Here is a 20,886-nt window from a genome sequence, read left to right on the forward strand (position 1 = left end):
GCCAGAATGGGGCTAACAAACCAGGCAACAGGCTTTCGTACTTTACGGGAAAACTTTCTCCCGGCCAGAACAGGCAGCTACCTGGTAGCCTTGGCCGGGAATCCCAATGCCGGCAAGAGCACGGTTTTTAATGCCCTCACGGGCTTAAGGCAGCATACCGGCAACTGGCCGGGGAAAACGGTTTTGCAGGCCCGGGGCAGATTTACCCACCAGGGCCATACCTTTAACCTGGTAGACCTCCCGGGTACGTATTCCTTGCTGGCCAATTCCGCCGAAGAACAGGTGGCCCGGGATTTTATCTGCTTCGGCAGGCCCGATGTCACGGTGGTGGTCGTCGATGCCACCTGCCTGGAACGTAACCTCAACCTGGTCCTCCAGGTAATAGAAACAACTACCGCAGTGGTAGTTTGCTTGAATCTCATGGACGAAGCCCGGCGGAAAAATATCGTGATTGACGTACCCCTCCTGGCCGGCGAACTGGGGGTACCGGTGGTACCGGCGGCTGCCAGAAAGGGTGAGGGTCTTGGCCGTTTGAAAGACGTCATCGCGGCCGTGGCTACAGGCGCGATGCGCCCGGTTCCCACACCGATAATTTATGATGACGATATTGAAGCGGCCGCGGCCAGGCTGGTAGGGCAACTGCAACCGCATCTTAAAGGCCGGCTCAATGCCCGGTGGGTGGCCCTGCGCCTGCTGGAAGGCGACGCAACCCTGTTACAGGGAATACAACAATTTTTAGGTGTCGACTTATCTGAGCCCGGGATAAAGCTACAGGTAAAAGAGGTGCTGGCATAATGACTGGCCAGAAAACCGACCCGGTACTTGTTGAGGCCCGGCGCCTGGCCGGTGACCCGGAGGATTCTTACCGCGACCGGATTGTGGCGGCCCTTTACGCACGGGCGCAAACTATTGCTTACCGGACGGTTAAGGTGGCACCTGCACCATGCCAGGATTTTGACTGGCGGCTGGATGCCATTTTAACCTCCAGGCTCTGGGGATACCCCATCATGCTGGCTTTGCTGGCCGTTGTCTTCTGGCTGACTCTAAAGGGGGCCAATTACCCCTCCGCGCTGCTGGCCAGCTTACTATTTGCTTTCCAGGATATACTTACCAGCTTATTCCACCAGCTGGGTGCCCCTGCCTGGTTACATGGCATTGTGGTCCTGGGCATGTACCGCACCCTGGCCTGGGTAGTTGCCGTCATGCTGCCGCCCATGGCCATCTTTTTCCCCCTGTTTACCCTCCTGGAGGACCTGGGTTACCTGCCGCGCATTGCCTTCAACCTGGACAATTTCTTTAAAAAGGCCGGCGCTCATGGCAAGCAGGCTTTAACCATGTGCATGGGCTTCGGCTGCAATGCTGCCGGCGTCGTGGGCTGCCGCATCATTGATTCCCCCCGGGAACGGCTGCTGGCCATCCTGACCAACAATTTTTCCCCCTGCAACGGTCGTTTGCCTACGCTAATTACCCTGGCCGCTATCTTTATGGGCGGTTTGCTCACCACGGCGGCCGGGGCAGTGGCAGCAACCCTCACCGTGGCTGGGATTATCTTGCTGGGTATTGTACTGATGTTTTTTACTTCCTGGTTGCTCTCCCGGACCCTCCTGAAAGGTGTACCCTCATCCTTTACCCTGGAATTGCCCCCATACCGGCCGCCCCAGGTGTTACGGGTAATCACCCGCTCCGTCCTGGACCGGACCCTCTATGTGCTGGCCAGGGCTGTCCTGGTGGCCGCCCCGGCCGGAGCCTTTACCTGGGTCCTGGCCAATGTCCACCTGGGCGCTTTCAGTATTATCGACCACATGGCCGGCTGGCTGCAGCCCTTAGGAAAGGCTGTGGGCCTGGATGGCTACATACTCCTGGCCTTCATCCTGGGCCTACCGGCCAATGAGATCGTCATCCCCATCCTGTTGATGAGTTACCTCTCAATAGGCATGCTCACAGAGGTGGATAGCCTGGCCACGCTGGGAGAAATCCTGGTGCGACACGGGTGGACCTGGGTTACCGCCCTTAATGTCATGCTCTTTTCCCTGATGCACTGGCCCTGTGGGACCACCCTGCTGACCATTTATAAAGAAACGAAAAGCCTGAAATGGCCCCTCCTGGCGGCTGTAATCCCGACGGCCCTGGGCCTGGCTGCCTGCTTCCTGGTAAAGCTGCTGGCAGGTCTATTAGGAGCCGCGCTTGGGGGGTAACGATCCCTAGTCGCTGCTGTGGCGGAACAGCCAGGCCCTGAGGTCTTCCAGTTTTTCTCCTTCCGGGTACTTGTTGAGCCGGTTCATGGCCTGGAGTTCCTCCAGGCACTCGGGATGGGTACGAAAATACTGGACCAGGTTGCGGAACAGGCACATGGTAGGCGGCGTGATGTAATGCTCGATGCCTTCTACCTGTTCTTCCACTCCTACCCGGGCATTGAGGAGGGTTAAAAACTCTTTGAGCATGGCGTCGCGCCAGACGAGGAAATACCCCAGCCGTTTTCCTTTATCGGTGAGGGCAATGTGCCGGTACTTTTCGTACTGGATAAAACCCTCTTCATGGAGCTTTTGTATCATTCTGGTCACGGATGAAGGCTGGACGTTCAGGGCTCCGGCCAGGTCGACCGCCCGGACATAACCTTTTTCCTGGGTTAACCTGTAGATCATCTCCAGGTAATCTTCCATGCTTTCCGTCAACATGGCTCTCCCTCCCGGAAGTTTCTTGCCTGCTAAACTTTATGCCGGGAGGCACAGTTTTTTGCCCGGACTAAAAGGCCATGGTACACCTGAAGCCGGTCGCGGCAATAAAGTCCAAAAAACAAGCCGGTTTATGACCGGCTATAGCTCATCCTGCAGGTTTAAACGGGCTTTCCGATCGCCCTCCCCGGCCAGGGCCTTTTCCCCGGCCTTGACCAGCTTGCGCACCATATTGCCGCCGATTTTACCGGCTTCCCTGGTGGTCAACTCATCTCCCGGGTTGGCCAGGTCATCATCCAGGCCCAATTCTTTGGCCGTTTCCCACTTTAATTTCTCGAGCTGTCTTTCCGTCCGCAGCCGGTCATTATCCTTTTTGTGGCCCATTTTAATCACCCCCGCAATATTGTACCGGTACAGGCAGGGAATTATGTACCTGTTAGTAGCAGTCTCACCCTTTAATGTTGCGTATTTTAGCTACCAGGAGCAGCGAGGCCGGGTAGATCAGGTAAGCAGGGAGGAAATAAAACGGGAAAGCGCGGCCGGCAAAGATTAACATTTGGGAAAAATTTTCATAGAGGCTCATGGCTAAAAAGGTTAGCAGAAGGCCTGCCGGTAGCACGAGGGGGCGGTAATCCTGCAGGCCTAGAAGCTGGGCCGAGCCCAGGGTAAAGGTATAGTAGACAACACTCAGTTTTAATAAAATGGTAAAGCTCCATACGAAAATGATGACCGGTTCCAGGCGTTGCAAAAAGTCGCCGATATTAATCATCTGGATGGCTATAAGGCTGGGGAAATTAATGCGCGCCGTTTCGGATGCGCCCAGGACGATGATGTTACGTACCAGTACCAGCGTGGTGAGCAATGTTGCTATGATTACGGCCCGGGCGAAGGGAGCAAAGCTTTTTTGGGGTTCGGTTAAAAAAGGTAAAAGAACCAAAAAGAAGACGGCTTCGCCGAAGGGAAAAACAAAGGCCGGGTAGACCCCGCGCAGGACAGGCAGCGGCCCCCTTTCCATAACCGGGAGGAGGGCTTCCCAGTGAACCAGTCCCGGGACAGATACAGCCAGGGCGGTGAGAACTAAAATGGCAAAGATAATAAAAGGAAGTAGCAGTTCGCCCATCCGGGCCGGGACTTCTATCCCCAGGCGAACGGCGTAGGCGGCCAGGCCGGCAAAAACCCCGGCAACGATTTCCATTGGCGTTTGGGGCAAAACGATCAGCTTGTATAAATCAACAACGTTACGCAAAACCAGGGCCGCCAGGTGCAGGGCGTACCAGAGAAAAATAATATTCAAGCAGGTTCCCAGCCATCGCCCTAAAACCCGGGAGGCATATTGCACCGGTGATTCTCGCGGGAAGCGCCGGCCGAGGGCAGTATAGCAATAGGCCGCACCCAGGCCTATGGTTCCCGCTAGAAGATAAGATATCCAGGCGTCCTGTTTGGCCGGCCCGACAGGGACGATCAGGGTAGAGGTACCAATAAGGTACCCGGTAACGAGCAAAAAAAATTGCCAGAGAGATATCCTGCCTTTTTCACCCACGGTTATTCCTCCTGGTGACCGGACAGTATTTCCTAAATAATATTTCCACTTAAAGGGGAAATATACAACTGCTCTTGGTATACAAAGCCATAGCGGGTTTCATACTAGTTCCATCAAGTTCCACAATTTTGGCTAGAGAAGGTGCTGGCTTTGCTCTGGTTATGGCGTCTTTTATGGCGCGAAGCCACCCCAGGCAAGCAAACTTCAAACGAACACGCCCTGCCAATAACTACCAGGCTTGAAGCTAACATTGAATACCTTAAAAAAACCTTTGGCCGGAGTGAGGACCTGGTCATCAGGGAGATAGAGCTGCCGGGTAACAAACTGGCGCTGGTTTACCTGGAAACCCTGATCGACCGGGATGTGGTCCAGCGGGATATCCTGCGTTCCCTGTTAGCCTTGCAGGCAATACCACTGCCGGGGGATAAAGCAAGATTCAGCCGGTTGATCCGTGCCAGGTTAACCATCGGCGATCTTCAAGAAGAGCGGCTGTGGTCAAAGATAATCACCGGCTTGCTGGACGGCAAGGCGGTTTTAATGGTTGAAGGATATAGCCGGTGCCTGCTGCTCAGTATAGAAGGTTGGGAAAAAAGGCCGGTCGAAGAACCTGTCAATGAAGTTAGTATCCGTGGCCCCCGCGAGGGATTTGCTGAAAATTTAGCAACGAATATCTCTCTCATCAGGCGGCGGTTGCGTGCGCCCGAGCTTCGTTTTGAAGCTATGAACCTGGGCCGGCGTACCCACACCAAGGTGGTTATCTGTTACCTGGAAGGACTGGTATTAAAGGGAATTCTTGAGGAACTCCGCCGCCGGTTGCAGCGCATTGATATTGACGGCATCCTGGAAAGCGGCTATATTGAGGAACTCATTGAAGACGCTCCCAATTCTCCCTTTCCCCAGCTTAACCGCACGGAAAGGCCGGATAAACTGGTTGCCGATTTATTAGAAGGGAGGATAGCCGTCCTGACTGATGGTACACCCTTTGCCCTGATCCTCCCGGGCAGCCTGATATCCCAGTTGCATGCCCCGGACGATTATTATGAGCGCTGGCCTTTAACTATTGGGATACGCCTGTTTCGCTTTTTAGGAATATTTATCGCCCTGCTACTGCCGTCCCTTTATGTAGCATTGACTACCTTCCACCAGGAAATGATTCCGACCCCCCTGGCGATATCTATCGCTGCCCAGCGTGAGCTGGTGCCGTACCCGGCCGTTGTTGAAGCTTTAATCATGCAGGTGCTTTTTGAAATTCTCATTGAAGCCGGCATAAGGTTGCCCCGGGCCATAGGCACGGCGATCAGCATTGTAGGAGCCCTGGTTATCGGTGAAGCAGCCGTCCGGGCGGGGCTGATGTCGGCGGCAATGGTCATCGTTATTGCCGCTACAGCCATCGCTTCGTTCACCATACCTACATTTGGCCTGAGCCAGGCCGTGAGGATGCTTCGCCTGCCGATGATTCTTTTAGCCGGTTTTCTGGGCTTGCTTGGTATTTTTGCCGGCTTGCTGGTCATTTTAATCCACCTGGTGAGCCTGAGGAGTTTTGGTGAGCCTTATCTCAGCCCCCTGGCACCATTTATTTGGGAAGCGCAAAAAGACCTGGTGGTGAGGGTGCCCTGGTGGGCCATGCTCTGGCGGCCCGTTCTCACCGGCTGGCGAGATTTATGGCGTATAAAACCAGGCTTGCACCCTTTTATTACATCTAGAGATAAAAATGCCCAGGATGAATTGGAAACGCAGTTGGGTGAAGGCAATGGGAAAAGCGTTCCAGCCAGGAAAGGGAAAAAAAAAACGGGGAAGCTGGCGAGGAAGAGATAAATTAACTGCCAGAGAGGCCTTATGGCGTTTAGTGGCGAGAACGATTGGGAAGTGGTATATTGGTTTCTAAAGCCGGAAGCAATTATTTTTTATACGTAACCCTTGGCCTGGTAGCCCTTTTGACGGCCCTGTTCTTGAACGGCTGCTGGGATCGCCGGGAGATAAATGAACTGGCCTTCCTGTCCAGCATGGCGGTAGACCTGGCAGGAGAGCAGCGTCTTTTAACCTATGAATTCGTCCGGCCGGGTGCTACCGGTGGGGGCGAAAGGGGAGGAGGGGGAACTTTACCTCATCGCCAGGCTACCCTCCGCAGCGGCAGTGGAAAAACCATTATAGCTGCCAACAGGCAAATTACCACCACCCTCCCCCGCCGGGCTTATCTTGCCCATACTAACGCCGTACTGGTAGGAGAAGAAATGGCCCGCCGGGGCCTGGGAGAGGTGCTTGATTTTATTGACCGGAACCCGGAATTGCGCCGCACGACCTTGATTATGCTCACCCGGGGAACGGCACGGGAGATATTAATAAAAGTGCAGGGGGACATGGAAACAACCCTGGGCAAGGAAATAAGCGGTCTCCGCAAGTGGGTGCAGAGCAGTGGCTACGGTTTTATTCCTAATGTTAACGACGTTTTTTTTGATTTATCCAATGAAGCGGGAACCACTGTCCTGCCGGTTCTGGAGCTTAGTCCCCAGCCGTTCCCGCCCCATATTGGCACGGGTGCGTCGTCAAGCAGCGGCGGTTCCCGGGGAACCGGGAGTACAGAGGGACGGGTAGAGGAACCGGAAACGGTAAGGACGGTGCACCTCAACGGTGCCGGCCTTTTTTACCACGACAAACTGGTGGCGTGGCTGGATAAAGATCAAGTCCGCGGGTGGGCCTGGGTGCGCAATAAAGTACGGCGGGCCGTACTGGCGTTACGTTGCCAGGGAAATAATACTAAGGTTGCCGTAGATATAACTGAAGCCCGCGCAGATGTAAGCGTCGACATGCAAGGGGGCCAGCTCCAGGGTAAGATCAAGCTAAGGGTGGAGGGCGAGCTTCTGGAACAGCAGTGCAACCTGGACTTTACCAGGGAAGAGGCCATTAAATCGCTAGAAAGCCAGATGGCAGCACAGATTACGGCTGAAATCAGCAGTGCCCTCAATCAGGCTAAGATGGTGGGAGCTGATGTTTTCGGCTTCGGCGGCGCCCTCCATCGCCAACAACCTGAACTGTGGCACCAGCTACAGGGACGCTGGAACGAAGAATTTAAAAAGCTGCCTGTTGCCATCAATGTCGAAGCTAAATTAAGACGTACTGGGATGACAGGTCGTCCCTGGCAACCCGGGGCGCGCTAGTAGTTAAAGCAGCCTGCTCCCTTCTGAGACTTGCTATGTAAGGAGTGCCTTAATGGCAGGTTTGTTCATTTTAGTGGTTGTATATACCATTATTTTTCTCCTGGATGTCCCGCCCCTGGTCCGGCGCCGGGCCTGGCGGGAACTACTCGCTTTTGCCGTCCTCTCCCTGATGGGGCTGGCCCTGGGGGTTCCCTGGTCCCTGGGGCATAAAATATTCTTTCCTTCGGAGGCACTCATCAAATTTTTTGAGCCGCTGGCCCGGTTGGTCCTGGACCCCCAGGAATAAGGCAGCTGCTGCTTTCAACTGCCGCGCCGACAGGCGCGGACCGGTAACTGAACTGGTAATCAGGAATTACAGTTAGGGAGTAATGGCCAAATAGCGGCCGTTATTGCCCGAACAAATATTACCTATACCAAAGGCAAACACATAGCGACAGGTTTAATTGGCAACGCCGGTCCCGGTGCGAGCTAATAGCTAAGCTAGGGCTCATGTCGCGGCGAAGTTGAATGTTAATAGTTCTATTCGGAGAAAAAATGAATAATCTTTCCTATGGGGGTGTTGGACGTGAATCCCCTTAGCTTCGCCTTGCTAGGAGCCCTTTGCTGGGGTATAGCTCCGCTTTTTGGCAAAGTTGCTTTACTGGATGTATCCGCCGCGGCGGGATTAATAGCCCGTACCTTTCTGGCCGGGGGGCTGGTAGCTCCATGGGTAATTTACAGGGGGGGCCTGGGCTATCTTTTGGCTATACCCCTCAAATCCTGGTGTTTTCTCACTGCCGAAGCTTTCTTTACTGCTGTGGCCGGTGACCTGGCCTATTACTCCGCCTTAAAACACGGCCAGCCGGCTGAAGTAAATTTAATTATAAGTACCTCTCCCTTTATTACCCTTATCCTGTCTGCACTTATTTTTGCCGAAGAAATTAGCTGGAATAAATTGCTGGGCGGTTTGTTTATTTGTCTGGGGGTTTTTCTGGTAGGATTGGTGGGAAGGTGACCGACCACCTGGCGAGGGGTGTAACCCTTTGCGTATTATTTACTTGATATTATTTATTATTGCCGGGTTGCTCCTAACCTGGCTATGGTTGGACTGGTCTAAAGGCCGGCAGGTGATCCATTCTATACCCTCAGGTTCGTCGCAATATAAAACGGAAAACGTTGTCTCGGGTAACGAAACGCTGCCCTGGGCCGGGAACAGGGAGGTAGAAGAACTTTTAAGAAAGTATGACACCCCTGTTCTCATGGCGTCCTATCACGCCAGTTTACCCGACCCTATTCTCTGGGAAGCATACAATGTGGCCTTGGCTGCCGACAGGCTTGCCGGCACCGTTCTTAAACCCGGGGAAATTTTTTCGCAGAATAAACTTTTAGGACCATATACCAAAGCCCGCGGTTACCGCGATGGTCCCATGTTTGCAGGTAATAAAATCATTCCCAGCGAGGGCGGTGGGGTTTGTAAAATTGCCTCGGTCTTATACAACGTAGCCATCCTGGCCAACCTGGAAATCATTGAGCGTTATCCCCACTCATTAACAGTGCCCTACGTACCTCCAGGTCAGGATGCTACGGTTGCCTATGGCACCTATGATTTTCGCTTTCGCAACAATACCACCAGCCCCCTGGTCATCTGGGCTGATACTTACGGCGATACCCTCTACATTGCCTTTTACGGCCGGGAAAAGCCACCCAGGGTAACCTGGCATCATGAAATTCTAGGGAAAACTGAAAGCTGGACGGAATATAAATACAATCCTTCCTTACCCCCCGGGACAGAAAAGGTAATTTTTCCCGGCCAGGATGGTATTACCGTTCGTTCCTGGGTTACCATTGAACAGCCAAATGGTAAAATTATCCGCAAAGACCTTGGCATTAGCCGCTATCAAGCCAGCCCTTGCCTTGTAGAACGGGGTCCCCTAATTAAGAAATAATTGCGCGCCAGCTGGTAGAAAAATCACCTTGACGTGCCAGGGGTGGGCTGAGCTGCCGACGGGATTGACTTTTTGGCCCTGCACTGTGGTACTACCGTAACCGACTTAGCTGCTGGTTACGACCACATTAACGCTGGCCTTGGCCGCGCCATAAGCGCCTGGGCTGGCGCTGATTACTACACTGCCTCGTAGTAGCGCAAAATGTGATACTCATTATCGCGTTGGGCGGGCCGGAAACCAGCCGCCCGGATGCAGCGGAGGATCTCCTCCTGATCAGCGCGGAAGTAAGCCCCTGCCGCCCGGACGACGTTTTCCTCCAGCATAGTGGAACCGAAATCGTTGGCGCCAAAGAAAAGGGCCGTCTGGGCTATCTTGGTTCCCTGGGTTACCCAGGACACCTGGATATTGGGGAAGTTATCCAGGTAAATCCGGGAAAGGGCGAGTATCCGCAGGTATTCGCAGGCGCCCACCTCCTCACCGCCCAGGTCGGTATTGCCTGGTTGGAAACTCCAGGGAATAAAGGCTGTGAAACCACCCGTTTCGTCCTGAAGCTGCCGGATAGCTTCCAGGTGGGCGATCCGCTCGCCAATAGTTTCTCCCAATCCGAAAACCATGGTGGCTGTTGATTTCATCCCCAGGGCATGGGCTGCGCGCATCACCTCCAGCCAACGGGCCGTTGAAGTCTTTTTAGGGCTAACCCGGTTACGAACACTGTCGACCAGGATCTCCGCCCCTCCGCCAGGCAAGGAATCGAGGCCCGCCTTCTTCAGCCGCTGCAAAACTTCTGCCACCGGCAGCCCTTCCTTCCGGGCCAGGTCATCGATTTCTACGGGGGATAGGGAATGAAGGGTGACCGGATAGCGAGATTTAATCCACGAAAAGAGGTCCTCAAACCAGGCCAGGTCTAGATCGGGATGCAGGCCCCCCTGCATCAGGATCTGAGTCCCACCTGCAGCCAGGGTCGCCTCTATTTTACGGCCGATTTCCTCCCGGCTGAGGACGTAACCTTCCGGGTGACCGGGCGGGCGATAGAAGGCGCAGAAACGGCAAGCATTGACGCAGATATTGGTATAGTTGATATTCCGGTCCACGACAAAGGTGACCGTCCCCTCGGGGTGCAGCTTCTGGCGAACCCGGTTGGCCAGGTAACCAAGTTCCAGCAAGCCGGCCTCTTGATAAAGGCGCCCCGCTTCATGAGAACTCAAACGCTCACCGTCAAGCACTTTGCAAGCGATAGTTTCCTTCATCTTCTCCTCCCCAGATTTCCAGAGCTACCGGATGTAGTAGTAAGCCCTCAGCATGGGCCAGGCGGTAGAAGGTTAAAAGGCCTTCCAGGTGCGGCCAATCCAGGTCATAGTTTAACAGGGTAAAATAATCCTCGATGAATTCCGGTTCCACCCCCAGCATCTGGGCTCCTACTGCCGCCAGGGTCCCCGGGTGCCTTTTTCCCCAGGCCCGGGCTGCCTGTAAAGCCTGCCAGATACCGGCCAGTTCCTCCGGGTACGCAGCCGCAAAGTCCCTCCTGGCGACCCAGAGGGCAAAGACCATTGGCTTGCCGGTTAATTGGCGCCACTCTTCCCCCAGGTCATAAACAAAGGGGTAGCGACCTGCCCGGACAACCTGCAGGGCTTCATCCCCGATAGCAAGCAATGCTTCCGGCTGGCCCCAATCCGGGGGTGTGCCGGCCGGGCGAATAAATAGGTCTGGCGCAACGTGATAAAACCGTTGCAGGAGGATACGCAATAAAACTACGCTGGTAGCCGAATAAGGTGTAAGGGAAAGGGGCCGGCCCCCGAGTTCCGCCACCGGTACCCGGCTCACCAGGACCACGCTGCCAACCTTGCCGTAGCAGGAGATAGATAATCCCGGTAGAACCAGGGCTTCTTCCGCAAACTTCCCGTAAGCCAGGGAAGAGACGGCCGTGACCTCCAGTTCCCCTTGCCGGAAGGCCTTATTTAAAACCGCCGGGTGGTCAGCAATTATTTTGGCCGGTACTTTTACCTGCCCTGTCTCCAGAGCGTAAAAAAGTGGGAGGCAGTTCAGGTAACTCACCCGGCCCAGCCGTGGCCATTCCATGTCCATCCCCCTTTCAGGCATAGCGCCTGATTTCCCTGTACAGAGTATCCCGTTCCACCGGTATCCTACCGGCGGCCCGGATGCTGCGCAAAAAGCTTTCGGCAGGCTGGTACTGGGGCGTAGCGGCTCCCGCGTCATGAAAAATACGTTCTTCCCGTACGGTACCATCCAGGTCGTTGACCCCGAAATGCAAGGCCACCTGGGCTAATTTCGGTCCCATCATGATCCAGAAGGCCTTGATGTGACGGAAGTTGTCCAGGAGCAGGCGGCTGATGGCCAGCATCTTCAGGTCGTCCACCCCGGTGGTTCCCGGCAGGTTGCTAAAGGCCGTGTTGGCCGGGTGAAAGGCCAGGGGTATAAAGGCCAGGAAGCCCCCCGTCCGGTCCTGGAGTTCCCGGAGGGCCAGGAGGTGGTCCACCCGGTCGGCTACTGTCTCCAGGTGGCCATAGAGCATGGTAGCGTTGGTGGGTATACCCAGGCGGTGGGCGGTTTCGTGGACCATGAGCCAGCGCTGGCCGTCAATCTTTCTGGCACAAAGGCGCCGGCGTACCTCCGGGGCAAAGATCTCGGCACCGCCGCCGGGTAGGGAATCCAGGCCCGCCTGCCGGAGCTCCTGGAGTACGTCGGCTACAGGCCGGCCGGCCTGGGTCGCTATAAAGTCAATTTCTACGGCATCAAAGGCCTGGATGCAGGCCCGGGGCGCTACCCGGCGCACCGTACGGATCAGGTCCAGGTAGTATTCATAAGGCAGTTCCGGATTCAAACCTCCGACAATGTGAATCTCGGTGACCCCTGCGGCAGCCGCCGCCCTGGCCTTTGCCTCGACTTCAGCCAGGGTAAGGGTGTAAGCCTCCGGACTACCTGCCTCCCTCCCAAAAGCACATAAATCACAGAGATTTTGACAAACATTAGTATGATTAATGTGGGCATTATTAATAAAGTAAACGTCATCCCCGCACGCCCGCCGTCGAGCCAGGTCGGCGAGGAACCCAATGCCCAGGAGGTCCTGGCTCTCGAACAGGCGAATACCGTCTTCCCGGCTCAGCCTTTCCCCGGCATACACCTTGGCAGCTATGGCCGCCAATTCTCCCCGGGAGAGTTCCGAACGTATTTGGTCAATAATGGCTGACAAGACCTGTCAACTCCCTTCTATGCGGGGTTTATAATACTTACCGATATTTTCCGGGCGCAAAAGGGTGGGTTTACGCAGCGTAGCGCAACCACAGTCCTCATCAAAACTCACTCGTCCCAGGGCCTTCAGGACAATGCGGCCGAAAGCCGGGGCATCCTCAAAAAAGATCTCTTTTAACTCCCTGTGTTCCCAGGGTTTCACCACACCTTCCCCGTAATTTACTACCAGGTAGATGCCGGCATAACAGGCCCCCATTTCCCTCGCCAGGTAGACCTCGGGGCAGAGGGTCTGGCCTACGACATCCGCCCCCCATTGCCGAAACATGTTTACTTCGGCTACGCTCTCAAAGTGGCGCCCATCTGTCACCAGGTAAACGCCGCGGTCAAAGACCCGCCCCAGGGGGGTCTCTCTAGCCGTTTCTACCAAAGTCTTGTGTAGAGAAGGGCAAATAGGCTGGCGCATTATTGACAAGTAGCCCTCCTGGAGCCCAACATCCCGGCGCATGGAAAAATCAATATAATCGGTAACCACTACAATGTCCCGGGGATCCAGGAGGTGATTTACGCTCCCCACACCGCCCTCAGCAATGATCTTCCGGACTTTAGCCTGCATAAAGGCATGGAACAGGCGCTGCGAACTCTCGCCCCAGGAGACTCCGGGAATCCGTCCATGCATCTTGGCCGCCAGCACCCGGCGCGGTGGGTCACCAGTGCGAAAAAGGATTAAGGGAGCACTGGGACCCCAGGGGGTAGCAAAAACCACATCCCGGGCCAGTACCTCTGTTCCAGGATCCTTTAAAGCTTCAGGAAAATCCAGGCTAAAGGTGCCCGAGCCACCGATAAAGCCAATATCCGCCTGCACCCTTTCTTCAATCATTTCCTAAGTCTCCTTCCAGGCGATAACCCAGACCGCGCAAGTTATAGGCTACCAGCTCTTTCCCCGCCGCCGTTAAATCAGCCGGAATACCATCTTTCAGCCAGCTAATGACCACCTGGTAAAAGGTACCTACAAAAGCTAAAGCTGCGACATGGGCATCCTGGGGTGGTAGCTCCTTCCTCTGGATACCCTCTAGCACGTCTTCCTCTACAAGCTTGGTTAGACGGCGTAACAAGTCGTAGAGTTGTTCTGCCACCGCCGGGTGGCCCGCCGGCGATTGGACCAGCATTACCCGGGCCAGGTCACGGTTCTCCTGTAAGACCGCCAGGGCTGCCTCCATAGAGACCTGGAGTTTTTGGCGTCCACCAGTGGCGTTTTTGCGGGCCCGGGCAATACGTTCCAGGACCATCTCGTAGGCTTCGTTGACCAGGGCGGTAAAAAGGGCTTCCTTATTGCGCAGGTATAAGTAAATCGTGCCGATGCCCACCCCCGCCCGGCGAGCGATATCTTTAACCGAAGTACCATAAAACCCGTTGCGGGCAAATTCTTCCCTTGCCGCCTGCATAATGGCCTGCAGGCGAGCCTCTATCTTTTGATCTACCTTTTTCGTCCGCCGGTAAACCAAAAGCCCTTCCCCCCAATTTTCAAGCAATGAACAGGCATTCAACTCTTCAATTGCAATTCTAGAACATTCCGGGGAGGACGTCAATCTTAAATTAAGCTTAAATTAAGGCGTAAAAATTAGGACCAGTCCTGAAATGATATAGGACTAAAGTCATAGCTTAAAATGAGACCGAAGTCCGATGGAACTCCTTTGCTAAATTGCTAAAATTAAATTAACAATTACAAAGGAGGCGGGATAATGCAATTACTTAAGAGGCTTGTTCATGAGGAGAACGGGCAGGGAATGGCTGAATACGGTTTAATCATCGCTCTAGTGGCAATTGTTCTAATTGGTGCTTTGGGACTTTTAAGCGACGGTATTGGAAAAGTGTTCGAGAAAATCGGCGGTACGCTCTCTGATGAAGCAACTAGCACACAATAACTCCCAGGCGGGCCGGCCCTACTTGAGTTCAAGTTCTTAAGTAGGGCCGAATTTTAAAAGGTTAATTGCAACAAAGGGTTGATACCGGTGCTAAAAGACGCGGTGCTGCTTATTCTCCTGCTTACCTGCGCCTATACGGATTTGAGCAAGCGCCTGATTTATAATCGGGTACTGCTACCGGCTATTATATTTGGCTTCCTTTATGCCTGGCTGACCAACGGCATTGGCGGCGTCGGGCAGAGTTTAGCAGGTATGATTTTAGGCTTCTTGCTATTATTGTTGCCCTTTTATTTTGGTGGACTGGGGGCCGGCGATGTCAAGATGCTGGCGGTTATCGGTGCCCTGCAAGGCCCGCATTTTACCTGGCGTGCCTTTTTACTCAGCGCCCTGGTGGGCGGCGGCTGGGCCGTTGTATACCTGGCCCGCCAGGGGAGGTTTTTAATTACACTTAATACCCTGTTGATAAATGCTTATTTTTTATTGCGGGGTCTACCCGTAACATGGCCAAGTTTTAACCTTAATCAGACTAGCCCTGAGGAGACGCTTCCGTATGGCGCGGTTCTAGCACTCGGCACTTTATTAACTTACTTGAGCGGGTGAAAAAGTTGCGGCGGCAAAAACTTCTTGACGGCCGGCGCGGGCAAGCATTGGTGGAGTTAGCTTTAGTCCTACCGCTGTTACTCCTCCTCATAATGGGCAGTTTGGAAATGGGCCGGATTTTACACAGCTATTTGGTTCTAACCAGCGCCACTAGAGAAGGAGCCCGGATAGGGATCGTGGGCGCGAGCGATGACGAAATTCGGGACCGGGTAAAGGAAGTGGCTTTTACCCTTAACCTTACCGACGGCGATATTACCATTGTTCCAGAACAAGGACTGCGTAACCCCGGAACTGCGCTTAAAGTGAAGGTGACTTACGGCGTAGAATTAGTTACACCGGTCCTCAATAGTTTACTACCCAACCCCTTTCCCTTAACCGCCGAAATTAACATGCGAGTGGAATAGGGTGCCATGGTAAGCGGATCAAAGTTTAGCAAATTGTTACGGGAGGAAAAGGGCTTTGCGGCAGTCTTTGTGGCCTTAAATATGGTGGCCATGTTATCTTTTGCTGCCTTAGTTATTGATCTGGGTCTTCTGGCTTTAAACCGTCACCTGTTAATTAATGCCGTTGATGCTGCAGCCCTGGCCGGGGCCAGGGAGCTGCCTGGCAATCCTGATTTGGCCAGGAATACAGCTATTGACTACGCCCTTATGAATGGAGCCACCGAAACAGTTGAGGCGGAAGTTTCGGCAGATGGAAACTTCCTTACCGTAACGGCAAGTAAAGAAGTAAATTATTTTTTGGCCCGGTTAATGGGCTTCGAGCGCGGTGAGGTTAGAGCCAGAGGGGTGGCGATGGTAGCCGGAATTAAGGCGGTAAGGGGTGCAGCGCCGCTGGCGGTTCCAGCTCAAGATTTCCAGTTTGGGAGCAAGTATATTCTCAAGCAAGGTGCCGGCCAGGATTCCCCCCTCGGTCCGGGTAACTACTCAGCCCTGTCCTTAGGCGGGAGCGGCGCCAGCAATTACGAGGACAATTTAAAATACGGCTATGAAGGCAGGTTGGCGGTGGGCGACGTTGTTAATACCGAGACCGGCAATATGTCCAACCCAACCAAGAGGGCCATTGATTACCGTATTGATCTCTGCCGGCATTCGCCTCCCTGTACACCAGAACATTTTGCTCCCGGTTGCTCCCGCATCCTGATTTTACCGGTTTATGAACCCAATTTGGTCCAAGACGGCCAGATCAAGTCGATAATTATTGCCGGTTTTGCCGCTTTTTTAGTGGAACAGGTTCGCGGGGAGGGCAATGAAAACTTTATTGAAGGTTATTTTATTCGCACCGTTGTAGCGGGCGAAGCGGATCCAGGCCAGCGAAACTACGGCTTGCAGGGCGTTAAACTGGTGCAATAGCTAAAGAGGTGTGCCCATGCGCAACAAATTGCTTTTGGTCTTATCATTAGTGACGGCCTTGGTGGCAGCTGCTTTGGTTTACTATTATCTGGATAACTTAAAAAAGACTTATCAGCAAAAGGGAGATTTTATCCAGGTGGTGGTGGCGCGGGTGCGGATTCCGGCCAAGACGCAAATCACCTCCCAGATGATCGAAGTCAAAGAACTGCCGGCCCAATATATCAGTGCCAAGGCCATTACGGAACCCAGGGAAGCCCTGGACAAGACAGTTAAGTCGGAAATCCTACCTGGGGAGATACTGCGCCTTGAAAAACTGGCCAGCGGCAAAGATGCTGCCGACGGTCTAGCTTTTCTTATAAGCCCCGGGAAGAGGGCTATAACGGTGGCCGTAAATGATGTTTCCGGTTTGGCCGGCTTGTTGCGCCCCGGGGATCGGGTCGATGTCCTGGGGACCTTTGATTTGCCGGCGGCAGCCGGTCAGGAGAAAGCCAGCCTTACCTCCTTACTGGTCCAAAACGTAGAAGTGCTCTCCGTAGATCAGACCCTGGCCGCTCCTGGCCAGCCGGTTGGTGACGGAAAAAAGCAAATTGGTTACCGCAATGTGACGCTAATGGTGACTCCTGAGCAAGCACAACCTATAGTTCTCTGCTCGGAAAAAGGCAGCATTAGACTGCTCTTAAGGGCACCTGCTGACCAGGACATTATTTCCCTACCTTCAATAAAAATGCCGCAGTTAGTACGTTAAGGCCCGTCAACTAAATCTATTACCAAATGGCTGCTGCGGCTAACAGTAGTCTCAGATAATAGGGATGGAAGTTTGCGGAGGGGTTTATATGAGCCAGACCAGCGTTTTAATAGTCGACGATATCTCTACCACCCGGGAAGATATTAAGCGCCTGCTTTATTTCGAAGAAGATATCAAAGTGATCGGTGAAGCCAGTGACGGTGAAGAGGCCGTTCGTGCCGTCGAGGCCCTGCGGCCTGATGTGGTTCTAATGGATATCAATATGCCTGGTATGGATGGTATTGCCGCCTCCGAAGCCATTACCAGCCGGGTGCCTGAAACGGCGGTGGTCATCATTTCCATCCAAAAGGAGTCGGAATACCTGCGCAAGGCCATGGCCGCCGGGGCCAGGGATTACCTGGTAAAGCCTTTCACCAGCAGTGATTTAGCCGAAACTATTCGTCGCGTCGGGCGAACCCAGAAACAGCAAATATTGCAACTGAGGGCTCCGGCGCCTAAGGAAGCTCCCCAAACAACGGCACCGGCCAATCGGATGCTCGTCGTGTTTTCCAGTAAAGGTGGAGTTGGCAAGACCACCTTAGCCTGCAATCTGGCCGTCAGCTTGGCCCGGGAGACGAGGCAAAAAGTTGCCCTGGTCGACTTAAACCTGCAAAGCGGCAATGTGGCCTTAATGCTTAATATTCTTCCCCAGGGTACTATTGCTGAGCTGGTTCAGGAAGAAGATCGCGGTGAGATTTCCCTGGTAGACAACTATCTTTATCCTCACCTCTCAGGGCTTAAGGTTTTGCCGGCACCATTAAAGCCGGAACAGGCAGAAGTTGTGGCGGTTAAGGACATAGAAGCCATTCTTAAACTTTTGAAGGGTAACTACGCATATACAGTTGTAGACACTGCTCCTGCTTTCAATGACTTAACCTTAAGCGCCCTGGATTTAGCCGACGATATTTTGCTTGTTTTTACGCCTGATTTGCCGGCACTGAAATGTGCCAAGACAGATCTGGAAGTATTGGAACGCTTAAATCAGGCTACCAAGGTTAAAGCGGTGCTGAACAAATCCACCCTGGAAAACGGCATCTCCCTGGCTGAAATAAAGCAAAGTCTTGGCGTTACGCCCCTGGCAATATTACCTCGAGCAGAAAAGATGGTGCTTGCTTCAGTTAACCGGGGTCATCCATTTGTTCTGACCCACCCGGGGAGCGTCATAGCCCAAAGGGTTAAAGAATTAGCGGAAAATTTTATGCCTGCGGCAATGGGTAAGCGTATTAAAGGCAGGCAGAAAAGATTCTTCTTTCTAAGTAAGCTGCTTTAACCCTTTCTGTTTTAACTATCCCGCCTAATCCTTCCTTAAACCCTTGAAGGACAAGGTAGGAGTAGGCCCTAAAGTCCGGTTTTTACGGTTCTTAGCGTCATATTTATACCTGGTTTCAGGAGGGTTAAGCCCATGTCCCTATTAGCCCGCTTAGAGCAACAAGTAGAGGATGCCAGGGAAAACGGCAACAGGCGGGAAGACCCCTACGCCCAGCTAAAACTTCTGGTGCACAAGAAAATAATTGATGAATTGAAAGCACAAGCCTTAGAAGACGACAGTGAAAACGGGGAGTTAGCTGCTAAGATTGAACAACGGGTTCTAGAGATTTTGGCCGATCAAGGGGAGCCCCTACCGCGGGCCGAACGCCAGCGCCTGGCGCGGGAAATCACCGATGATGCTGTTGCTTTTGGCCCCATTACGCCCCTTTTAAATGACCCGGAAATTTCCGAGGTCATGGTCAACGGGCCGCAAAAAGTGTATGTGGAGCGTAGGGGTAAATTACAGCTCACTGACGTTAGGTTTCGCGATAATGCCCATGTGATGCACATTATCGAAAAAATTGTTGCTCCTCTCGGGCGGCGAATTGATGAGAGTATGCCCATGGTCGATGCCCGCTTACCGGACGGTTCGAGGGTTAACGCTATCATTCCGCCGGTGGCCTTAAACGGGCCCACCATTACCATTCGCAAGTTTTTTAAAGATCCTTTAACTATTGAGGATCTAATTCAACTAGGTACTTTAACGCCAGAGATAGCCAAATTCTTGGAAATGTGCGTTAAAGGCCGGCTAAATATCATCGTATCCGGTGGTACTGGTAGCGGTAAAACAACCACCTTAAACATCCTTTCTTCCTTTATACCCGGTGACGAAAGGATAATTACCATTGAAGACGCCGCCGAACTCCAGTTGCGCCAGGAACATGTAATTACCCTGGAAAGCCGGCCGCCAAATATTGAAGGCCGGGGAGCCATCACCATCCGTGACCTGGTGAGGAATGCTTTGCGGATGCGTCCCGATCGCATTGTAGTTGGCGAGGTACGGAGCGGCGAAGCCCTGGATATGCTCCAGGCCATGAATACCGGCCATGACGGGTCCTTAACAACCGGTCATGCCAATTCACCCCGGGATATGCTCTCCCGGTTGGAGACCATGGTTCTCATGGCCGGAATGGATTTGCCGGTCAGGGCCATTCGGGAGCAAATAGCTTCGGCTATTGATCTGATCATCCACCAGAGTCGCCTCAAAGACGGTTCCCGTAAGATTACCCACCTTACTGAAGTGCAGGGTATGGAGGGGGAGATTATTACCCTGCAGGACATTTTTCTTTTCCGGCAGGAAGGCTATGACCAGGGAGGTAAGGTAAAAGGGCGCTTTTTAGCCACCGGGATTAGACCCAAATTTTTAAGTAAGTTAGAAGCTAACGGCATTGTTTTGCCTCCTGAGATTTTCAGCCCGTCAATTCTTTAGGAGGGGAGATTGTTGACGGTACCAGTCGTAACTGCAATTATGGTTTTCCTGGCAATGTTTCTTTTGACCTTTTACTTAACCGGATTGCGGTACCAGGAGCAGGTGCTAGTGACAGCACAGCTGGAAAAAGTTTTAGGTAAGCAAAGGGCAAGGGTTTGGAGCAACTTTCAGGGCAAGAAAGGTAAAGGTAGCCGCAAAGCTTTGGAATTAATCGGTAAAATGCTGGGAGCCGGGGGCTTGAAGACTAAGCTGGAGGAGGAACTTGCCAGGGCGGATGTCCTCCTTAAAGGGGAGGAATTTTTGGGATTAACTTTTTTATTGCTTTTAGGACTGGGGATTGGATCTTTCTTTTTTTACAAACAACCTGCCTTTAGCGATAACGGCAGCATGCTTGGGCGGGTACCTGCCCTTTTTTGCCGTGCGGGTCAAACAAAATAAACGCCGGATTAAATTTAACGGTCAAATTGGTGATGCCCTGGTGGTTATGGCCAACGCTTTACGGTCTGGTTTTAGCTTTTTGCAGGCCATGGACATGGTGCGACGGGAGATGCCCGATCCCATTGCTAAGGAATTTGGTACAGCGCTCTTAGAGATGAATTGGGGCAGTTCTACCGAAACAGCGCTGCTCGGCCTTACAGAACGAGTAAAAAGCGACGATTTGGACCTGGTAATCACGGCGGTGCTAATCCAACGCCAGGTAGGTGGCAACCTGGCTGAAATCCTGGATAATATCGCCCATACCATCAAGGAGCGTGTACGCATCAAGGGTGAGATTAAAACCCTTACCGCCCAGGGAAGGATATCAGGCCTGATTATCGGTTTATTACCCATTGTCCTTTCTACAGTTATCTACTTACTTAATCCCGGCTATTTAAGCCTTCTTTTTACCACTAAAACCGGCGTCATCATGCTACTTAGTGCCGTACTGGCGCAGCTCATGGGCGTTATCATGATTCGCAGGATCATTCGTATTGAAGTTTAGGGGTGGCGCA

The 20,886-nt window shown here is 53.2% G+C and carries 25 protein-coding genes; 17 read left to right on the forward strand and 8 right to left on the reverse strand.

Annotated features, from left to right (window positions below):
• Positions 1–6 precede the first annotated feature (6 nt).
• Both MOMUL_RS16850 and MOMUL_RS16855 read left to right on the forward strand, forming a co-directional pair.
• The gene (locus tag MOMUL_RS16850; RefSeq protein WP_062281614.1) at positions 7–795 is read left to right on the forward strand and encodes a FeoB small GTPase domain-containing protein; all 789 of its coding nucleotides are present in this window, start codon (positions 7–9) and stop codon (positions 793–795) included.
• A complete protein-coding gene (locus MOMUL_RS16855; protein WP_062281617.1) occupies positions 795–2,195 on the forward strand; it encodes a nucleoside recognition domain-containing protein in 1,401 nt (466 codons plus the stop codon). Before MOMUL_RS16850 ends, MOMUL_RS16855 begins: the two co-directional genes overlap by 1 nt.
• Before the next feature lie 6 nt (positions 2,196–2,201).
• Here the strand turns inward: MOMUL_RS16855 and mntR are convergent, their stop codons facing one another.
• The 3 genes from mntR to MOMUL_RS03540 form a co-directional block, all read right to left on the reverse strand.
• Positions 2,202–2,675: a transcriptional regulator MntR gene (gene mntR / locus MOMUL_RS03530; RefSeq protein WP_064774320.1), complete on the reverse strand. Its 474-nt coding sequence runs from the start codon at positions 2,673–2,675 to the stop codon at positions 2,202–2,204.
• Between the two features lie 138 nt (positions 2,676–2,813).
• Positions 2,814–3,056: an alpha/beta-type small acid-soluble spore protein gene (locus tag MOMUL_RS03535; protein ID WP_062281620.1), complete on the reverse strand. Its 243-nt coding sequence runs from the start codon at positions 3,054–3,056 to the stop codon at positions 2,814–2,816.
• 64 nt (positions 3,057–3,120) lie between these two features.
• On the reverse strand, positions 3,121–4,212 hold the full coding sequence (locus MOMUL_RS03540; RefSeq protein ID WP_062281623.1) for a GerAB/ArcD/ProY family transporter: 1,092 nt from the start codon (positions 4,210–4,212) through the stop codon (positions 3,121–3,123).
• A 150-nt stretch (positions 4,213–4,362) separates the two neighbouring features.
• Between MOMUL_RS03540 and MOMUL_RS03545 the strand changes: the two genes are divergently transcribed.
• The 6 genes from MOMUL_RS03545 (at position 4,363) to MOMUL_RS17785 (ending at position 9,484) form a co-directional block, all read left to right on the forward strand.
• Entirely contained in the window at positions 4,363–6,027 is a 1,665-nt protein-coding gene (locus MOMUL_RS03545) for a spore germination protein (protein ID WP_062281626.1), read from the forward strand.
• A 59-nt stretch (positions 6,028–6,086) separates the two neighbouring features.
• Positions 6,087–7,367, forward strand: coding sequence for a Ger(x)C family spore germination protein (locus MOMUL_RS03550; protein ID WP_062281629.1), 1,281 nt, complete (start codon positions 6,087–6,089; stop codon positions 7,365–7,367).
• 52 nt (positions 7,368–7,419) lie between these two features.
• Entirely contained in the window at positions 7,420–7,653 is a 234-nt protein-coding gene (locus MOMUL_RS03555; RefSeq protein WP_062281632.1) for a hypothetical protein, read from the forward strand.
• Positions 7,654–7,932: 279 nt separating this feature from the next.
• Positions 7,933–8,361: an EamA family transporter gene (locus MOMUL_RS03560; RefSeq protein ID WP_062281635.1), complete on the forward strand. Its 429-nt coding sequence runs from the start codon at positions 7,933–7,935 to the stop codon at positions 8,359–8,361.
• 28 nt (positions 8,362–8,389) lie between these two features.
• Entirely contained in the window at positions 8,390–9,292 is a 903-nt protein-coding gene (locus MOMUL_RS03565) for a VanW family protein (RefSeq protein ID WP_062281638.1), read from the forward strand.
• Between the two features lie 72 nt (positions 9,293–9,364).
• Complete coding sequence (locus MOMUL_RS17785) at positions 9,365–9,484, forward strand: phosphomethylpyrimidine synthase ThiC (RefSeq protein ID WP_201786457.1); 120 nt, start codon at positions 9,365–9,367, stop codon at positions 9,482–9,484.
• Here MOMUL_RS17785 and mqnC read toward each other — a convergent pair.
• Genes mqnC through MOMUL_RS03590 form a run of 5 tightly spaced genes read right to left on the reverse strand, consistent with a single transcriptional unit; the run spans position 9,469 to position 14,001 of the window.
• Positions 9,469–10,539 (reverse strand): cyclic dehypoxanthinyl futalosine synthase, encoded by a 1,071-nt coding sequence (gene mqnC, locus MOMUL_RS03570; protein ID WP_062281642.1) that lies wholly within the window; start codon positions 10,537–10,539, stop codon positions 9,469–9,471. The genes MOMUL_RS17785 and mqnC overlap by 16 nt on opposite strands.
• A complete protein-coding gene (locus tag MOMUL_RS03575) occupies positions 10,508–11,389 on the reverse strand; it encodes a menaquinone biosynthetic enzyme MqnA/MqnD family protein (protein WP_236712967.1) in 882 nt (293 codons plus the stop codon). Before MOMUL_RS03575 ends, mqnC begins: the two co-directional genes overlap by 32 nt.
• Positions 11,382–12,500, reverse strand: a complete 1,119-nt coding sequence (mqnE, locus tag MOMUL_RS03580; RefSeq protein ID WP_153018228.1) for an aminofutalosine synthase MqnE — start codon at positions 12,498–12,500, stop codon at positions 11,382–11,384. Before mqnE ends, MOMUL_RS03575 begins: the two co-directional genes overlap by 8 nt.
• A 6-nt stretch (positions 12,501–12,506) precedes the next feature.
• On the reverse strand, positions 12,507–13,376 hold the full coding sequence (locus MOMUL_RS03585; RefSeq protein ID WP_062281646.1) for an MTAP family purine nucleoside phosphorylase: 870 nt from the start codon (positions 13,374–13,376) through the stop codon (positions 12,507–12,509).
• Positions 13,369–14,001: a TetR/AcrR family transcriptional regulator gene (locus MOMUL_RS03590; protein ID WP_062281649.1), complete on the reverse strand. Its 633-nt coding sequence runs from the start codon at positions 13,999–14,001 to the stop codon at positions 13,369–13,371. The genes MOMUL_RS03585 and MOMUL_RS03590 overlap by 8 nt, the downstream gene beginning before the upstream one ends.
• A 237-nt stretch (positions 14,002–14,238) precedes the next feature.
• Here MOMUL_RS03590 and MOMUL_RS03595 point away from each other — a divergent pair, with 237 nt between their 5' ends.
• From MOMUL_RS03595 to MOMUL_RS15570, 9 genes are all read left to right on the forward strand, one after another.
• A complete protein-coding gene (locus tag MOMUL_RS03595) occupies positions 14,239–14,421 on the forward strand; it encodes a Flp family type IVb pilin (RefSeq protein WP_062281650.1) in 183 nt (60 codons plus the stop codon).
• Positions 14,422–14,508: 87 nt separating this feature from the next.
• Positions 14,509–15,021: an A24 family peptidase gene (locus tag MOMUL_RS03600; RefSeq protein ID WP_062281652.1), complete on the forward strand. Its 513-nt coding sequence runs from the start codon at positions 14,509–14,511 to the stop codon at positions 15,019–15,021.
• Positions 15,022–15,026: 5 nt separating this feature from the next.
• A complete protein-coding gene (locus MOMUL_RS03605) occupies positions 15,027–15,425 on the forward strand; it encodes a TadE/TadG family type IV pilus assembly protein (protein ID WP_201786458.1) in 399 nt (132 codons plus the stop codon).
• A gap of 6 nt (positions 15,426–15,431) precedes the next feature.
• Positions 15,432–16,373, forward strand: coding sequence for a pilus assembly protein TadG-related protein (locus MOMUL_RS03610; RefSeq protein WP_062281656.1), 942 nt, complete (start codon positions 15,432–15,434; stop codon positions 16,371–16,373).
• A 16-nt stretch (positions 16,374–16,389) separates the two neighbouring features.
• The gene (gene cpaB / locus MOMUL_RS03615) at positions 16,390–17,118 is read left to right on the forward strand and encodes a Flp pilus assembly protein CpaB (RefSeq protein WP_062281659.1); all 729 of its coding nucleotides are present in this window, start codon (positions 16,390–16,392) and stop codon (positions 17,116–17,118) included.
• Positions 17,119–17,206: 88 nt separating this feature from the next.
• Positions 17,207–18,427 (forward strand): CpaE/TadZ family protein, encoded by a 1,221-nt coding sequence (locus MOMUL_RS03620; RefSeq protein ID WP_062281661.1) that lies wholly within the window; start codon positions 17,207–17,209, stop codon positions 18,425–18,427.
• Positions 18,428–18,559: 132 nt separating this feature from the next.
• Positions 18,560–19,894 (forward strand): TadA family conjugal transfer-associated ATPase, encoded by a 1,335-nt coding sequence (locus tag MOMUL_RS03625; protein WP_062281663.1) that lies wholly within the window; start codon positions 18,560–18,562, stop codon positions 19,892–19,894.
• 12 nt (positions 19,895–19,906) lie between these two features.
• Entirely contained in the window at positions 19,907–20,332 is a 426-nt protein-coding gene (locus MOMUL_RS15565) for a hypothetical protein (protein ID WP_062281666.1), read from the forward strand.
• The gene (locus MOMUL_RS15570) at positions 20,313–20,876 is read left to right on the forward strand and encodes a type II secretion system F family protein (protein WP_161484957.1); all 564 of its coding nucleotides are present in this window, start codon (positions 20,313–20,315) and stop codon (positions 20,874–20,876) included. Before MOMUL_RS15565 ends, MOMUL_RS15570 begins: the two co-directional genes overlap by 20 nt.
• The last annotated feature ends 10 nt before the right edge of the window (positions 20,877–20,886 follow it).

The organism is Moorella mulderi DSM 14980 (genome assembly GCF_001594015.1).
GTDB classification, from domain to species: domain Bacteria; phylum Bacillota; class DSM-521; order Neomoorellales; family Neomoorellaceae; genus Neomoorella; species Neomoorella mulderi.

Excerpts from the sequence above, each read along its gene's own strand:
- MOMUL_RS03625 (WP_062281663.1), top strand. The coding sequence starts at position 18,560 with ATGTCCCTATTAGCCCGCTTAGAGCAACAAGTAGAGGATGCCAGGGAA.
- MOMUL_RS03610 (WP_062281656.1), top strand. The coding sequence starts at position 15,432 with ATGGTAAGCGGATCAAAGTTTAGCAAATTGTTACGGGAGGAAAAGGGC.
- MOMUL_RS03575 (WP_236712967.1), bottom strand. The coding sequence starts at position 11,389 with ATGCCTGAAAGGGGGATGGACATGGAATGGCCACGGCTGGGCCGGGTG.
- MOMUL_RS16850 (WP_062281614.1), top strand. The coding sequence starts at position 7 with ATGGGGCTAACAAACCAGGCAACAGGCTTTCGTACTTTACGGGAAAAC.
- MOMUL_RS03620 (WP_062281661.1), top strand. The coding sequence starts at position 17,207 with ATGAGCCAGACCAGCGTTTTAATAGTCGACGATATCTCTACCACCCGG.
- MOMUL_RS03555 (WP_062281632.1), top strand. The coding sequence starts at position 7,420 with ATGGCAGGTTTGTTCATTTTAGTGGTTGTATATACCATTATTTTTCTC.
- mqnC (WP_062281642.1), bottom strand. The coding sequence starts at position 10,539 with ATGAAGGAAACTATCGCTTGCAAAGTGCTTGACGGTGAGCGTTTGAGT.
- mntR (WP_064774320.1), bottom strand. The coding sequence starts at position 2,675 with ATGTTGACGGAAAGCATGGAAGATTACCTGGAGATGATCTACAGGTTA.
- MOMUL_RS03585 (WP_062281646.1), bottom strand. The coding sequence starts at position 13,376 with ATGATTGAAGAAAGGGTGCAGGCGGATATTGGCTTTATCGGTGGCTCG.
- MOMUL_RS03595 (WP_062281650.1), top strand. The coding sequence starts at position 14,239 with ATGCAATTACTTAAGAGGCTTGTTCATGAGGAGAACGGGCAGGGAATG.
- MOMUL_RS16855 (WP_062281617.1), top strand. The coding sequence starts at position 795 with ATGACTGGCCAGAAAACCGACCCGGTACTTGTTGAGGCCCGGCGCCTG.
- MOMUL_RS03535 (WP_062281620.1), bottom strand. The coding sequence starts at position 3,056 with ATGGGCCACAAAAAGGATAATGACCGGCTGCGGACGGAAAGACAGCTC.
- cpaB (WP_062281659.1), top strand. The coding sequence starts at position 16,390 with ATGCGCAACAAATTGCTTTTGGTCTTATCATTAGTGACGGCCTTGGTG.